This is a genomic window from Alishewanella aestuarii B11, from assembly GCF_000280055.1.
Taxonomy (GTDB): Bacteria; Pseudomonadota; Gammaproteobacteria; order Enterobacterales; family Alteromonadaceae; genus Alishewanella; species Alishewanella aestuarii.
Map to the genome: position 1 here is coordinate 75,105 of NZ_ALAB01000035.1, position 15,338 is coordinate 90,442.

Annotated in this window: 17 protein-coding genes; 11 read left to right on the forward strand and 6 right to left on the reverse strand. The window is 52.9% G+C overall.

Annotated elements, in window-relative coordinates; translation table 11 throughout:
* The first annotated feature begins 12 nt into the window (after positions 1 to 12).
* From ubiE to hemB, 9 genes are read left to right on the forward strand one after another with little or no spacing between them, the layout of a single operon-like run.
* Complete coding sequence (gene ubiE, locus AEST_RS13495) at positions 13 to 768, forward strand: bifunctional demethylmenaquinone methyltransferase/2-methoxy-6-polyprenyl-1,4-benzoquinol methylase UbiE (RefSeq protein ID WP_008609703.1); 756 nt, start codon at positions 13 to 15, stop codon at positions 766 to 768.
* Positions 768 to 1,385, forward strand: coding sequence for a ubiquinone biosynthesis accessory factor UbiJ (locus AEST_RS13500; protein WP_008609704.1), 618 nt, complete (start codon positions 768 to 770; stop codon positions 1,383 to 1,385). The genes ubiE and AEST_RS13500 overlap by 1 nt, the downstream gene beginning before the upstream one ends.
* Positions 1,376 to 3,004, forward strand: coding sequence for a ubiquinone biosynthesis regulatory protein kinase UbiB (gene ubiB / locus AEST_RS13505; protein ID WP_008609705.1), 1,629 nt, complete (start codon positions 1,376 to 1,378; stop codon positions 3,002 to 3,004). The genes AEST_RS13500 and ubiB overlap by 10 nt, the downstream gene beginning before the upstream one ends.
* A gap of 30 nt (positions 3,005 to 3,034) precedes the next feature.
* Positions 3,035 to 3,286 carry a Sec-independent protein translocase subunit TatA gene (gene tatA, locus AEST_RS13510; RefSeq protein WP_008609706.1) on the forward strand — a complete coding sequence of 84 codons (252 nt, stop codon included), beginning with the start codon at positions 3,035 to 3,037 and terminating at the stop codon, positions 3,284 to 3,286.
* A 2-nt stretch (positions 3,287 to 3,288) separates the two neighbouring features.
* The gene (tatB, locus tag AEST_RS13515) at positions 3,289 to 3,666 is read left to right on the forward strand and encodes a Sec-independent protein translocase protein TatB (protein ID WP_008609707.1); all 378 of its coding nucleotides are present in this window, start codon (positions 3,289 to 3,291) and stop codon (positions 3,664 to 3,666) included.
* Complete coding sequence (tatC, locus tag AEST_RS13520) at positions 3,644 to 4,396, forward strand: twin-arginine translocase subunit TatC (protein WP_008609708.1); 753 nt, start codon at positions 3,644 to 3,646, stop codon at positions 4,394 to 4,396. The genes tatB and tatC overlap by 23 nt, the downstream gene beginning before the upstream one ends.
* Positions 4,393 to 4,887 carry a hypothetical protein gene (locus tag AEST_RS13525; protein WP_008609709.1) on the forward strand — a complete coding sequence of 165 codons (495 nt, stop codon included), beginning with the start codon at positions 4,393 to 4,395 and terminating at the stop codon, positions 4,885 to 4,887. The genes tatC and AEST_RS13525 overlap by 4 nt, the downstream gene beginning before the upstream one ends.
* Position 4,888: 1 nt before the next feature.
* A complete protein-coding gene (locus AEST_RS13530) occupies positions 4,889 to 5,668 on the forward strand; it encodes a TatD family hydrolase (RefSeq protein WP_008609710.1) in 780 nt (259 codons plus the stop codon).
* Complete coding sequence (gene hemB / locus AEST_RS13535) at positions 5,669 to 6,676, forward strand: porphobilinogen synthase (protein WP_008609711.1); 1,008 nt, start codon at positions 5,669 to 5,671, stop codon at positions 6,674 to 6,676.
* A 46-nt stretch (positions 6,677 to 6,722) separates the two neighbouring features.
* On the opposite strand, the gene gppA is transcribed toward hemB, so the two are convergent.
* Both gppA and rhlB read right to left on the reverse strand, forming a co-directional pair.
* Positions 6,723 to 8,219 (reverse strand): guanosine-5'-triphosphate,3'-diphosphate diphosphatase, encoded by a 1,497-nt coding sequence (gene gppA, locus AEST_RS13540; RefSeq protein WP_008609712.1) that lies wholly within the window; start codon positions 8,217 to 8,219, stop codon positions 6,723 to 6,725.
* 16 nt (positions 8,220 to 8,235) lie between these two features.
* The gene (gene rhlB / locus AEST_RS13545; RefSeq protein ID WP_039925533.1) at positions 8,236 to 9,516 is read right to left on the reverse strand and encodes an ATP-dependent RNA helicase RhlB; all 1,281 of its coding nucleotides are present in this window, start codon (positions 9,514 to 9,516) and stop codon (positions 8,236 to 8,238) included.
* A gap of 101 nt (positions 9,517 to 9,617) precedes the next feature.
* Here rhlB and trxA point away from each other — a divergent pair, with 101 nt between their 5' ends.
* Together trxA and rho are read left to right on the forward strand one after the other, a co-directional pair.
* Positions 9,618 to 9,944 carry a thioredoxin TrxA gene (gene trxA, locus AEST_RS13550; protein ID WP_008609714.1) on the forward strand — a complete coding sequence of 109 codons (327 nt, stop codon included), beginning with the start codon at positions 9,618 to 9,620 and terminating at the stop codon, positions 9,942 to 9,944.
* Between the two features lie 195 nt (positions 9,945 to 10,139).
* A complete protein-coding gene (rho, locus tag AEST_RS13555; protein WP_008609715.1) occupies positions 10,140 to 11,405 on the forward strand; it encodes a transcription termination factor Rho in 1,266 nt (421 codons plus the stop codon).
* Between the two features lie 24 nt (positions 11,406 to 11,429).
* Here rho and AEST_RS13560 read toward each other — a convergent pair whose 3' ends face one another.
* The 4 genes from AEST_RS13560 to AEST_RS13575 are packed head-to-tail and all read right to left on the reverse strand — an operon-like array spanning position 11,430 to position 15,325.
* Positions 11,430 to 12,296 carry a hypothetical protein gene (locus AEST_RS13560; protein ID WP_008609716.1) on the reverse strand — a complete coding sequence of 289 codons (867 nt, stop codon included), beginning with the start codon at positions 12,294 to 12,296 and terminating at the stop codon, positions 11,430 to 11,432.
* A 57-nt stretch (positions 12,297 to 12,353) separates the two neighbouring features.
* Positions 12,354 to 13,661, reverse strand: a complete 1,308-nt coding sequence (deoA, locus tag AEST_RS13565; protein ID WP_008609717.1) for a thymidine phosphorylase — start codon at positions 13,659 to 13,661, stop codon at positions 12,354 to 12,356.
* Positions 13,662 to 14,093: a cytidine deaminase gene (locus AEST_RS13570; protein ID WP_008609718.1), complete on the reverse strand. Its 432-nt coding sequence runs from the start codon at positions 14,091 to 14,093 to the stop codon at positions 13,662 to 13,664.
* A 56-nt stretch (positions 14,094 to 14,149) separates the two neighbouring features.
* Entirely contained in the window at positions 14,150 to 15,325 is a 1,176-nt protein-coding gene (locus AEST_RS13575; RefSeq protein ID WP_008609719.1) for an MFS transporter, read from the reverse strand.
* Between the last annotated feature and the right edge of the window lie 13 nt (positions 15,326 to 15,338).

The window sequence follows — 15,338 nt, forward strand, 5'->3', positions numbered from 1 at the left end:
GCAGGCTTTGTTATGTCCGAACCTACCAATAACACCACGCATTTTGGCTTTAAATCTGTACCTAAAGAGCAGAAAGTTGCGATGGTCGCCGATGTCTTTCACTCGGTCGCCGCCAAGTACGACATTATGAATGACGTGATGTCGATGGGCATTCACCGGCTGTGGAAACGTTTTACTATCGACTGCAGCGGCGTGCGGGCCGGGCAACAGGTACTGGATCTGGCCGGGGGTACCGGCGATATTACTGCCTTATTCTCCAAACGGGTTGGTCCAAGCGGCAAAGTGGTACTGGCCGATATTAATGAGTCAATGCTAAATGTCGGCCGCGATAAACTGCGTGACCTGGGCCTGGTGAATAATATCGAATTTGTGCAAGCCAACGCTGAAGCCCTGCCCTTTGCCGACAACAGCTTCGATATTGTCTCTATTGGCTTTGGCTTACGTAATGTCACCGATAAAGATGCGGCACTGCGCTCAATGTTCCGGGTGCTCAAGCCCGGTGGTCGCCTGCTGGTACTGGAGTTTTCCAAACCAGAAAGCGAATTACTCAGTAAAGCTTATGACCTCTACTCGTTCCGCATTCTGCCTTTTATGGGCCAGTTGATCGCCAATGATAAAGAAAGCTACCAGTATCTGGCCGAGTCAATCCGGATGCACCCGGATCAGGAAACCTTAAAGCAGATGATGCAGGACGCCGGCTTCCAGGAAGTCAGTTACCATAATCTGACCGGTGGTATTGTCGCCTTACATCGGGGCTATAAATTCTGATGTTGCCGTTATTGCCACAATTGCTGTGTGCTGTGGCAGAGCGGCTCAGCCGCAAAGCGATAGCGCTGGATCCATCCTGCCTGCCCAAACTGCGTCAGCTACAAGGCAAACAGCTGGCTTTCGCCTTACGCGAGCTGAAACTGACGATAGTGGTCAGCGCCGGTAGCGATAGTTTGCTATTTAATCAGCAGGACGAAACGGCCGACTGCCGGATCAGTACCGATCTGGCCAGTTTGCGCCAACTGCGCGACCCCAGCCAGTTAACCCGCCTGATTAAAGCCGATGCCCTGCAAATTGACGGCGACTTACAGCTGGCGCAGCAATATGCCAGTTTTTTCCAGCAGCTTGACCCCGACTGGCAAACCGAGCTTGCCCGCTATCTGGGGGATGCCACCAGTCATAAATTGTTGCAGACGTTAAGCCAACTCAACAGCTACTGTAGTCAGAAATGGCAGTTGTTACAGCAAACACAGCTCGAGCTGGTACAGGATGAACTGCAATTAGTACCGGTGCGGGCAGAATACGAGCTGTTTACCCAACAGCTTAGCCAACTGCAGGGGCAGGTAGAGCAAGTCCGACGCAAAATCCAACAACTGCAGGAGTCCAGGTGCGCCTAAGCCGTTTCTATCAGATCCAGAAAACCTTGCTGCAATATGGGCTGGATGAGCTGATCCCTGCCCAGTGGCAACCCTGGTATGCCCGGGCGGCGCGGCGTTGTCTGTTCTGGTTAAAAAACCGCTATCCCGAACAGTCTGTCGCCGCCAGACTGCGTCTGGCATTGCAAAGTCTGGGACCGGTCTGGATTAAGTTTGGCCAGATGTTATCCACCCGGCGCGATTTATTACCGGCCGAGCTGGCAGACGAGCTGGCGATCCTACAGGATAAGGTCAGCCCCTTTCCTGGTGAGCAAGCCAAGGCATTAATCGAACAGGCGCTGGGACTAAATGATATCCAGCAGCTGTTCGCCGAATTCGACATTACACCTCTGGCTTCGGCCTCGATTGCCCAGGTGCACAGCGCCCGCTTGCAATTAGCTGACGGCACCCAGGCGGCTGTCGTGGTTAAGGTGATCCGCCCGGGGATCGAAAAGCAAATCCTGGCTGATCTCGCCCTGATGGACAGCCTGGCCGTAATCGCGGCCCGCCTGTTACCCGATGGCAAACGTCTGCGGCCACGGGAAGTGGTATCGGAATATCGCAAAACCATTCTCGATGAACTGGATTTGCAACGCGAAGCAGCGAACGCTATTCAACTACGACGCAACTTTGAAGGCTCAGATTCGCTGTATATTCCTTTTGTTTACGCCGATTACAGCCGCAGTAATATTATGGTCATGGAACGGATCTATGGTATTCCGGTTTCTGATATCGCGGCACTGGAAGCGCAAGGCACTAATATGGAGCTGCTGGCCAAACGCGGGGTCGAGGTGTTTTTTACCCAGGTATTCCGTGACAGCTTTTTTCATGCCGACATGCATCCGGGGAATATCTTCGTTGCGCGTGAGCATCCGGAAAATCCAAAGTATATCGGTATTGATTGTGGCATCGTGGGTACCCTCAATGCCGAAGATAAGCGCTATCTGGCAGAAAATTTTGTCGCCTTTTTTAATCGCGATTATCGCAAGGTGGCACAGCTGCATCTGGACTCTGGCTGGGTACCCGCCCATACCAAGGTAGAAGAATTTGAAAGTGCGATCCGCACCGTCTGCGAGCCAATTTTTCAAAAGCCGCTGGCTGAGATTTCCTTTGGGCATGTGCTGCTGAATTTATTTAATACAGCGCGCCGCTTTGAAATGCAGGTCCAGCCGCAGTTGGTGCTGTTGCAGAAAACCCTGCTCTATATTGAGGGTTTAGGGCGGCAACTGTATCCGCAACTGGATTTATGGAAAACCGCTAAACCCTTTCTGGAAAACTGGGTCAAACAACAGGTAGGCTTGCCAGCGATTTGGCGGCAGGTGAAAGAGAATTTTCCGTTCTGGGCAGAAAAAATGCCCCAGATGCCGGAGCTACTGCACCGCTATCTGGAGCAAGGCCCACGGCAACAACAGGCGCTGCTGTTGCAGTTACAAGCGTTGCAACAACAACAGCAACATGGGAAAGCGCAAATTATTAGTGCGGTGCTTGCAGCAGCCAGCTTAATCAGTGCTAGTATAGCGCTTAGCATCAATTTACCGGTACTGGCCAGCCTGTTGGGGGCCGGTGCCATCGCCCTAACGGTTAGGGCGCTGCTGCACTAGCAGCAGTCAGGCAATTCCGAGGATAAGAGCATGGGTTTTGGTGGTATTAGTATCTGGCAACTGTTGATTGTATTGGCGATTATTGTTTTGCTGTTCGGCACCAAGAAGCTGCGCGGTATTGGCTCTGATTTAGGCTCAGCCATCAAAGGATTCCGCAGCTCAATTAAAGATGAAGAGCAGCCGGAACAGCCAGCCGCCGAGCAAAAGCCACAACAGCTGCCAGAGCAGAAAAACACCGCTGCCAACAGCAACACGGTTAACACTGAAAAAGATAAAGTCTGATTATGGGCTTTTGGGAACTGCTGGTTATCGCGGTGGTCGCCCTGCTGGTGCTGGGACCGGAACGCCTGCCCGGGGCGATCCGCAGTACCGTGAAGACAGTGCGCAGTATCAAACAGTTTGGCCAGCAAATGCAGGCCGAGCTGAATGACAACCTGCGTGTACATGAGTTACATCAAAAGCTAAAAGACGCTGAAGCCAAAGGCCTGGTTAATCTGACTGCTGAGGAAACCGCAGCGCTAAAGGAGCTCACCGAAGCGGCAAATGCGGTGCGCCCGGCCAGTTCTGCTCAGGCGACACCTTTGCCAGTGCCAACCCCAGAAACTCCAGCACCAACTGCCGAAGAGACCGCTGTAAATAATGAAAACAAAACCGGATCCTGACAGCCTGTTAGGTCACCTCGTCGAGTTACGTAACCGTCTGCTCCGCTGCGTTATTGCGGTCTTAATCGTCTTTGCTGCGCTGGCTTACTTTGCGCGTGATATCTACGCCCTGCTGGCAGAACCACTGTTAGCGGTGTTGCCGGAAGGCACCAGCATGATTGCCACAGACGTTGCAGCCCCCTTTTTCGCGCCCTTTAAGCTGACCTTTATCGTCGCGATCTGTCTGGCTATTCCGTATATTCTGTGGCAAGTGTGGCAATTTATTGCGCCGGCGCTATACAGCCGTGAGAAAAAGCTGATGGCACCGCTGGTTTTCAGCAGCACCCTGCTGTTTTATGCCGGCATAGCGTTTGCCTACTTTGTCGTCTTCCCACTGATTTTCGCCTTTTTTACCAGTGTCGCGCCGGCCGGTGTCACCATTGCTACCGATATCAGCAGCTATCTGGATTTCGTGCTGAAGCTGTTCTTTGCTTTTGGCTTATCTTTTGAGATCCCGATTGCGATTCTGTTATTGATCTGGAGCGGCAGCGTAACCCGGCAGGCACTGGCCGAAAAGCGCCCTTATATTATTGTCGGCGCCTTTGTACTTGGCATGTTATTAACACCGCCTGATGTCTTATCACAAACCCTACTGGCTATTCCGATGTGGCTGTTGTTTGAAGCCGGCCTTTGGCTCAGCCGTTTTTATCAGCCCAAGACTGATGAACCCTCGCAGGAACAAGAACCATGAAATTACTGTTTACGACTTCAACTTTCGCCCTGTTACTGTTAGCCAGCCCCATGCTACAGGCGCAAAGTTCGCTGGCAGCGCAATTAGAGCAGTGCCGTACCGAGCAAAATGCGTTAAAGCGGCTGGTCTGCTATGACGAAATTAATCTACGCACTGCAGGCACCGTAGCCACCCCGGCACCACAGGCCGCTGAACGCGCGCGGCAAGCCACCATAGCCACGCCAGCCACGGATAATTTCGGCAAAGAACATCGTCAGGTCGCGGCAGATCCGGTGGACCAACTCTATGCCACTGTCACCAAGCTTAGCCTGAGTCCACGTAAAGAAATGATTATTGAGCTGGATAATGGCCAAATCTGGCGTCAGAGCGGCTCTGGCCAATTCCCCCTACAAAGCGGTGAGCGCATCTATATTAAGCGTGGCATGCTGGGCGCTTTCTATCTGGGTAAAGATGGCAGCAACCGCACCTTGAAAGTGGTACGCAGCAACTAAGATGCGCTGGTTTGATGCCGGGGTAAATTTATTTAGCCCGCAATTTGCCGGTCAGGAAGCCGCTATTGTGGACGAAGCGCAGGCGGCTGGCATAGCGCGTTTGCTGTTAATTAGCAGTGAGCTGGCAGAAAGCCAACACAACCTGGGGTTCCGCCAGCAATATGCGAACTGCTACACCACAGCAGGCGTCCATCCGCATCAGGCAGCCCAGGTTAGTAGCGACTGGCTGGCTAGCCTGCAACAGCTGGCACTTCAGCCTGGCGTAGTCGCGATTGGCGAATGTGGCTTGGACTTTAACCGCGATTTTTCGCCGCGTCAGCAACAACAACAGGTTTTCGCCGAGCAGCTGCAACTGGCTAAACAGCTTGATAAAGCGCTGTACCTGCATGAACGGGATGCCTTTGCTACCCAACTGGCGATGCTAAACGAGCAACAAATCAGCTATGGCATCGCGCACTGCTTTACCGGCGATCGCAGTCAGCTACAAGCTTACCTGGACCTGGGGCTCTATATTGGCATCACCGGCTGGCTCTGCGACGAACGTCGCGGTCAGGCATTACAGCAAGCCATCCACTATATTCCGGCCGATCGCTTAATTCTGGAGACCGACGCCCCCTACTTACTCCCCAGAACAGTAAGACCCAGACCAAAACGTAATACCCCGGCGTTACTGCCGGCGATAGCGGCGGAGGTCGCGCGGCTGACTGGCCGTGAGTTGGCCGAAATCGCAGCGCAAACCTATGCTAATAGCTGCCGGCTATTTCAACTTGAGGATCACTAAGTGAATACAAATCGCTATTTCCCAGCCAGCCGGCCCCGCCGGATGCGTGAACAGGACTTTAGTCGCCGCCTGATGGCCGAACACAAGCTGACAGTCGATGATCTGATTTATCCGCTGTTTATTGTCGAAGGTGAACAACAACGGGAGAGTATCGCCTCCATGCCAGGTATTGAGCGACTGAGTCTCGACCTGCTGCTTGAGGAAGCGAAAGAGCTGGTTGCTCTCGGTATTCCTGCCATCGCGCTGTTCCCGGTGGTACCGGCAGCGAAGAAGTCATTAAACGCTGAAGAGGCCTGGCAGCCGGATGCGCTGGTGCAACGGGCGGTAAAACTACTGAAACAGCAGGTTCCGGAACTGGGCATTATCACTGATGTGGCCTTGGATCCTTTTACTACCCACGGTCAGGACGGCATTATTGATGATAACGGTTATGTGCTAAATGATATCACCACTGAGGCGCTGGTGAAGCAAGCACTGTCACATGCTGCTGCCGGTGCCGATATCGTTGCGCCCTCGGATATGATGGATGGCCGGATTGGCGCTATCCGCGAGGCGCTGGAAGACGCAGGTTATGTTAACACCCGTATTCTGGCTTACTCGGCGAAATACGCCTCCAGTTACTATGGCCCCTTCCGTGATGCGGTTGGTTCTGCGGGTAATCTTAAAGGTGGTAATAAAAAAACCTATCAGATGGATCCGGCTAACAGCAACGAAGCCTTGCATGAAGTGGCGTTGGATCTGGAAGAAGGCGCCGATATGGTGATGGTAAAGCCGGGTATGCCTTATCTGGATATTGTACGGCGGGTAAAAGACGAGTTTGGCGTGCCTACTTTTGCCTATCAGGTCAGTGGTGAATATGCGATGCATATGGCAGCCATTCAAAATGGCTGGCTGGCTGAACAACCGGTGATTATGGAGTCGTTACTGGCGTTTAAACGCGCCGGCGCCGATGGCATCCTGACCTACTTCGCCAAGAAAGTTGCGATCTGGTTGAAACAGGGCGCCTGAGACCAGCGGCGCCTGTGCTTCGCGACAGGCGTCCGACAAAGCCCGCTTAATTGATACTCAACTGCCAACCAGCTTGTTGCTGGTACTGGATTTCCTGTTCCAGCTCGGCACGCATCAAAGGGTGTTGTTCCAGCCAACCGTTCGGTAACACCAGCTCCAGGCTTTCTGCCTTCGCGTTGATCGTGACCTGAGGCAGGGCCTCATGCCGGCGTCGCATCGACAATATCACCGCCAGGCGCAGGATACGGGTCAGACGCACCGCCAACACCACTGACGTCATCGTCTGCCGGGCCAGGACTTCAGGCATGATTTCGGCGCGATGGTTATGTACCAGAGCCATTAACAACTGCTGCTGTGCGCGGGTAAAGCCGGGTAAATCGGAGTGGCTGATAATATAGGCACCATGATGATGGTGATTTTTGTATTCGATTAACAGGCCAAGTTCATGCAACAAGGCACTACACCGCAGCATGCTCAGGCCTTCAAACTTCTGCAGATCCCAGCGACTTTGTAATTGCGCCGCTAGCTCCAGTGCCATCTCAGCCACCCGCTGCGCATGCTGTTGATCAATAAAATAGCGGATCATCAGACTGTTTACGGTACGATGCCGGACATTGGCATCCTGCAGTTGCGGCAGCATGCTGTACAATACGCCTTCACGCAGCGCACCGCCGGACAGTGTCATGCCCTGAATATCCAGCTGCCGGAACAGGGCAATCAGAATGGCTAAGCCGGATGGAAATACCTGCTTGCGTTCCTGCGCCAGCCCAACCAGATTTAGCTGCTGCAACTGGCCACAGGCCATCACCTGCTGCAAGATATCATCCAGTTTTTGCAGGGTAATCACTTCGTCTTTACCCTGAGCGACCAGCATTTCCTGTACCGCCTGCACTGTGCCCGATGCGCCCACCGCCAGCTGCCAGCCGGCCTGCCGGAACTCGCTGACAATAGGCTGAATTTGTTGCTCAGCCGCAGCTATCGCCGCCAAAAAGTTTTCTTCGCTCAGTTGCTGATCGCTGAAATAGCGTTCCAGGTAGGTGACACAGCCCATATTTAAACTGGCCAGCTGTTTCGGGCTAAAGCCCTGACCAATCACCACCTCGGTACTGGCGCCACCAATATCAATCACCAGGCGACTGCTATCACTGTTGGAGGTATGGGCCACGCCCAGATAAATGATGCGGGCTTCGTCCTCGCCGCTAATCACCTCGACTTTTTGCCCTAAAATGGCTTCGGCCTCGGTTAAAAAGCTGCTGACATTGCGCGCCAGACGCAAAGTCGCGGTGCCAACGATACGGATATTCTGACTGGGGATGTCCTGCAGGCGCTCGGCGAAAAGGGCCAGGCACTCCCAGCCACGTTTCATTGCTTTATGACTGAGCACCAGGCTGTCGTTTAAACCGGCCGCCAGCCTGACCTTGCGTTTGACCCGGCCAATAACTTGCACCGAGCCGCCGACCACCTTGACCATCAGCATATGAAAGCTGTTGGAGCCAAGATCGATCACCGCATAGATATCACTATGCGGTGAAGGCGTAGCCATTTTGGCTGCGGTGAGATCAGGGGCGATTACGCGGGGCTCTGGCGCCATGGCTACTGCGTCCACTATGGCTGCGACCACCACTGCGGGCCTGGCCCGGGCGGCGTCTGACCCGCGGTTTTGGCGGGGTAAGATCGGTCAGCAAGGCATCCACGTCGTACTGGGTAACCGGGATCGGATGCTTGATATAGTCTTCAATCGCCGTCAGATTTAACGCATAACGTTCGCAGGCAAAACTGATCGCTTTACCACTCTCGCCAGCGCGACCGGTGCGGCCAATGCGATGTACGTAGTCTTCGCAGTCATCCGGCAAATCGTAGTTAAAAACATGGCTGACTTTCGGGATATGTAAACCACGGGCGGCAACATCGGTCGCCACCAGGATATCCAGTTTGCCGGTAGTAAAATCATCGAGGATTTTCAGCCGCTTTTTCTGGATCACGTCACCGGTTAATAAGCCAACCCGGTGACCATCGGCGTCTAACCAATGATAGACATCTTCACAGGCATGCTTGGTATTGGCAAACACAATGGCTTTATCCGGCCATTCTTCTTCCAACAGCGTTAGCAACAGCGGCATCTTATGTTCATGCGCCGGATAGAACAGTTCTTCACTGATCCGGCTACCGGTCATTTCTTCAGGCGCGATATGGATATGTACCGGCTGATTCATCTTCTCAAACGCCAGTTCCTGTACCTTGTACGACAGGGTGGCAGAGAATAATAAACTTAAGCGTTCGGTCGCCGGCGGCATCCGGTTAAACATAAAGCGGATATCTTTGATAAAACCAAGATCGAACATCCGATCCGCTTCATCCAGCACCACCACCTGAATTTGCGACAAATCGTACAAACCTTGTTTCAGGTAATCGATCAGCCGGCCGGTAGTACCAATTAAAATATCTACACCCTGCTCCAGAGCCTGGCGTTGAGAATCATAGCCCTCGCCCCCATAGATCAGACCAAGCCGCAGATTGGCTTTTTGCGCCAGCATTACGGCATCATTATGGATCTGAACGGCCAGTTCGCGCGTAGGAGCCATAATAATAGCCCGCGGTTGGCCTGAGCCTTTTGGCTCATGGGTCAGCAGATGGTGAAAGGTCGCCGTTAAGAAGGCCAGGGTTTTACCCGTACCTGTTTGTGCTTGACCGGCGATATCTTTGCCAGCTAACGCCAGGGGTAAACATTGGGCCTGAATTGGCGTACAATAACCGAAACCTTGCGCATTCAATGCGTCAAGAACCTGGGGCGCCAATGCGAAATCGGCGAATTTATGCGATGTTAAGTGTGTTTTATTCATACCTGCCTAGCATAACTGTTACGCTTGCAATAAGAAACAGCCGCGATTAAATTGATAATAGATATTTGCAGTGTAACTGCACAGCCTGAACGGAGAAATAGATGAGCGAACATATTTTACAGGTTTCTGACGACAGTTTCGAAACTGACGTGTTAAAAGCAGAAGCGCCGGTACTGGTAGACTTCTGGGCAGAGTGGTGTGGGCCTTGTAAAATGATCGCGCCAATCCTGGATGATGTCGCCACTGAATACGCCGGTAAGGTCACTGTTGCTAAGGTCAATATCGACCAGAACCCGAATACACCACCTAAGTTTGGTATTCGTGGTATTCCAACCTTACTGTTATTCAAAAACGGTCAGGTTGCAGCAACCAAGGTTGGTGCGCTGTCAAAAACCCAGTTAAAGCAGTTCCTGGATAGCAATATCTAAGTACGGTACGAAAAAGGCGTATTTTTATACGCCTTTTTAAATTGTCTGCTGGACGCAGTCATCATCAGCTGCTATTGTGTGCAATAGCAAAAGTCCTGAACCACGCTTGTCTGTCGAAAAAACCAACTTCAATCCCTTATTTTTATCGAACCGATAAGCTTTTACTCTGTTTTTACCAACAAGAACCCATCAAATATGCATTTAACAGAACTGAAACTGAAGCCAATTAGCGAACTGGTTGAGCTGGCTGAGTCTATGGGCCAGGAAAATATGGCCCGTCTGCGCAAGCAAGACATCATTTTCGCCATCCTGAAAGCCCATGCCAAGAACGGTGAAGAAATTTACGGTGACGGCGTACTGGAAATTCTACAGGACGGCTTCGGTTTTCTGCGCTCCTCTGACAGCTCTTATCTGGCCGGCCCGGATGATATCTATGTCTCGCCGAGTCAGATCCGCCGTTTTAACCTGCGTACCGGTGACAGTATTTCAGGTTTGATCCGGCCACCGAAAGAAGGTGAGCGTTATTTCGCGCTGTTAAAAGTCAGCGAAGTGAACTTCGGTAAACCAGAGCAGGCCCGCAATAAGATCCTGTTTGAAAACTTAACGCCTCTGCACGCCAATTCACGCCTGCGGATGGAGCGGGGTAATGGCAGCCGTGAAGATATCACTGCCCGGGTATTAGATCTGGCAGCGCCGATTGGCCGTGGTCAACGTGGTCTGATTGTAGCCCCGCCGAAAGCCGGTAAAACCATCTTATTACAGAATATTGCACAGTCGATTGCCGCCAACCACCCTGAGTGTGTGCTGATGGTATTACTGATCGATGAGCGTCCGGAAGAAGTCACCGAGATGCAACGCCTGGTAAAAGGTGAAGTGGTGGCCTCGACTTTCGATGAACCAGCCAGCCGTCACGTCCAGGTTGCGGAGATGGTGATTGAAAAAGCCAAGCGCTTGGTCGAACACAAAAAAGATGTGATTATCCTGCTCGACTCAATTACCCGTTTAGCCCGTGCTTACAACACCGTGATCCCAAGCTCCGGCAAAGTATTAACCGGTGGTGTCGATGCCAACGCGCTGCATAAACCAAAACGCTTCTTCGGTGCCGCCCGTAATGTGGAAGAAGGTGGCAGCCTGACCATCATCGCTACGGCGTTGGTTGATACCGGCTCGAAAATGGATGAGGTTATCTACGAAGAGTTTAAAGGTACCGGTAATATGGAATTACACCTGTCGCGCAAAATTGCTGAGCGCCGGGTATTCCCTGCTATCGACTTTAACCGCTCTGGTACCCGCCGCGAAGAGTTATTGGCGTCACCGGAAGAGCTGCAAAAAATGTGGATTTTACGCAAGATCCTCAATCCAATGGATGAGACAGATTGCATGGAGTTCCTGATCGATAAGCTTTCGATGACCAAAACCAACGATGAGTTTTTCGACGCGATGAAGCGGCAGAAATCTTAATTCTGTCAGCTAGAAAAAACCGGCTTAAGGCCGGTTTTTTTCTGCCATTTGCTGCTTCAACTGCAGAAATTTCGGCAGCAAAATTTGTCTGGCGTTCTGATCCAGCCAGTAAAACAGCAGCTCCTGAAAATCATCAGCCTGCCACAATACCGGTAATACCTGATTGATTTCCGTGATCAGCTGCTGACTCAACGGATGCTTATTGCAAGTGATATAGGACACCGAATAAGGCGAAGCACCAAGCAGCGCGGCGCTGGCAATATCGCTGGTATAAGCCAGGTTACGCTGATAAAACTGCATCCGCTCAGGGTATTCAATGACATAATCGATACGTCGGGAATGCAGCAGCGCTGCCGCATTCAATTCACTGGTAAACTCTGTCGCCAGCAGATTGCTGCCTTGCTGGCCTATCGCCTGTAGCATCACCTCGGGATAATACCTGTTGGGTTGATAGGCGCCAATCAGCTCCGGATGCTGTACCAGCTTATTAATATCCAACGTCAGATCGCCTTCAACATAGTCGGCGACCATGCTAGTACTAACATAATTTACCGCGAAGCCCGGGCCGATCGCCACCGGCAAAGAGTAATAACGGGTACTGGCCCGCTCCTCGGTATACAACGAGCCCGCGATACAGATAATTTCGTCGCTGCGCTGAAAATGCGGCTCAATTCGCCCCAGACTGATTAAGCGGCTTTGATGCTGATACTGCGGCAGTAAGGCCGCCAAGCGCTTAAGTAACAGATCAAAGGTGCCCTTACCCAGATGTGGCCCTTCCAGGATCTGGTGCGGTGCCCAATCTGTTTGTAACCAGACCACAGTAGGATTGCCCGCCGCAGCAGCTGCGGGCAATATTGAGGTCGCCACCAGATAAAACGCACTACTTAACACTAAAATTCCCTCTTGTGTTATCAGGGCGGATGCTGCAGAAATTCTGCAGCCTTTCGGTTAGCCGATAACCTGATGCAATAATGGGTAACTGACAGCGGCACCAAACTGACAGGCCGCCAGATATTCCGCCTGTGCTACAGCGGCAGCCTCGCTAGTCGCTGCATGCACCATCGCAATCGGCTCGCCGACGCTAACCTCAGTGCCCGCGGCAACAATGTTGCTAAAACCCACTGCCGGATCAATTTGTTGTGCCGGGTGTGAGCGACCGCCGCCCAAACGTACCACCGCCATCCCTAAGCCAACGGTGTCAGTATAGACCAGTTTACCCGTTTGCGGTGCCAGTACCGGAACAACCACCGGCGCCTGCGCCAGATAGTTATCAGGCCGCTCCAGTAAATCTGCCGGCCCTCCCAAGGCACTGACCATTTTGGCAAAGATTTCAGCGGCTTTACCACTGCTCAGACTATGCTCCAGCGCAGCGATGGCGGCGGCCTTATCCTGATAGCGTTTACCGAGTAGCAACATATTGGCACCCAGCTCCAGCGTCAACTGGTGTAACCGTGGTTCGCGGTATTTACCGGTCAGATAATCCAGCGTTTCGACCACTTCCAGGGCATTACCGGCGGTGGTACCGAGGATCTGATTCATATCAGTAATCAGCGCCCGGGTGGCGACACCGGCGCCAGTCGCCGTGTTAACAATACTGTGGGCTAAGGCACTGGCATCCTCTGCCGTGGCCATAATGGCACCGTTACCGACTTTGACATCCATCACCAGTGCATCCAGCCCCTCGGACAGTTTTTTCGATAAAATCGAGGCCGTAATCAACGGAATAGACTCTACTGTCGCCGTCACATCACGAATCCCATAGAGCCGGCGATCGGCCGGCGCCAGTTCACTGCTCTGGCCGACAATGACACAGCCCAGCTCAGGTAACAGCTGGCGAATTTTCGTCAGGGGTTGCGTACAGCTGTAGCCCGGTATAGCTTCCAGTTTATCGACTGTACCACCGGTGTGCCCGAGGCCGCGCCCGGCAATACTGGGCATAAAGGCGCCACAGGCCGCAACCATCGGCGCCAGCATCAGGGTCACCTTGTCACCGACGCCGCCAGTACTGTGTTTATCCACCACCGGACCATTCAGGCCCGGCCATTGTAATACAGTACCGGAGTCGCGCATTGCCAGCGTCAACGCCACCGTTTCCGGTACCGTCATGCCATTTAAATAAATCGCCATCGCCAGCGCCGCAGCCTGGCTATCGCTAAAGCTGTCGTCGGTCAGCCCCTGCACAAACTGCCGGATCTCGGCTTCGTTTAACACGCCACCATTGCGCTTACGTTTAATAATTTCCTGTGGAATGGCCATTTATACATCCTTTTCAATTTTTGTGCTGGCTGCAAGATAGGTTGGCGTAAACGCATCCGGCAATAATTGCTGCAAACTCCAGCTCTGTTGCTCGCCTAAATGATTACAACTGGCGATCGGACTGTCTGGTAAAAAGAATTCGGCGATCACCTGCCGGCAAATACCGCAGGGCGGTGTAAGTTTCGTTTGCGGGGTATATACCATTAACGCCTGAAAGCGACGTTGGCCGGCCACCACGGCGGCGGCGATGGCATTACGCTCGGCGCAAACCGTACCGCCGTAGGAAGCGTTCTCAACATTACAGCCGGTGAAGATCTGACCATTTTCAGCCAGTACTGCCACACCAACCGGAAACTGACTATAGGGCGCATAAGCCTGCGCGGCGGCATCTTTGGCAGCCTGTTGCAGGGCTGCCCAATCGAGTTGTTTCACTATTTGAAACCCGGTTAACCAATGGGCATATAGTGTTGCCGCGAATCCGTCGCCGGTCAAGCCCTGCTTACGCGTGCCGCCAGCAGTCGACAAAACACGAGCAGGGTCAGCAATAACCAGAAACTGGCCAGTGGCACCAGCCAGAACGCATTAACGATGCCGGCTTGCTCGGCCCAAAGCCCGGTTAGTAGTCCGGCAAACTGGAAACCAACCGCACTGCCAATGCTGGCAATACCGGACAGTACCGGGCCATTGTCACTATCCAGATCCATCACCGTAGCCAGCATCAACGGGAAAATGGCGCCAATCCCCAGACCCAGCAATAAATTTCCTACCCCGAGCAGCGCAACTGTCGCACCCAGCTTTACCAACAAAGCACCACTGACGGTCAGGATACCTAATAGCAGTAACAACTGGCTTGCCGTTAGCCAGCGCAGCAGCAGCGCAAAGCCCAGCCGGCTCAGCACCATACCGCCGGTAAACCAGGCCAGCAGTAACCGGCTTTGCTCTGCCTGTAAACCGAGGCCGGTTACCGCATAGCTGACAAACCAGTTACCCTGGCCCCACTCCGCCGCGCCATAACCAATCATCACCAGTAGTAGCAGTAAAAACAGTGGCTGGCGTAATAATGCCGTGTAAGACAAACTTCTGGCGCCGCTACGCGCCGGCTGCGCCAAAGCCGGTAACCTTGAAGCCGCCCAGTAGCTGTAACAGGCAATAACAAGCAGGCCAAAAGCAAGGATCCGTAGCGGCCAGCGCCAGTCATCCAGGTAGCGGAACAGCAGTACCACCCACAGGGGCGCGGTAAGGGTGCCAAGACTAAACATAAAGTCCATCAGTCCCATCATCGCCGCCCTGCGGTTAGCAAATAAGCGGGCGATCAGCGTATGGCCAATGGTAAACATAATGGAATAGGTCATGCCGATCAGAGTGATCAGCAGCAGTAAATAGCGCCAGTCGTTAACCAGCGAGATCAGTAGTAACCAACAGGCGGATAACAGCGCCAGTGCCGCGAACAGCTTTAAAAACTGAAACTTCTGCGCATACTTACCGCCCAGCACGGCACCGAGTATGGTGCCAACCGACATCAGACTAAAGAACAGACCGCTAAGGCTTTTCGATAGCGCCAGCTCTGCCGCCAAATCAGGCAGCAGCAAGCCCCACAGAATAATCAGGTTACCGAGGATAAAGAAACCGCTAAAGATCACGGCAGTCGGTGCAGCACGCGACATCGCTAAACTCCCT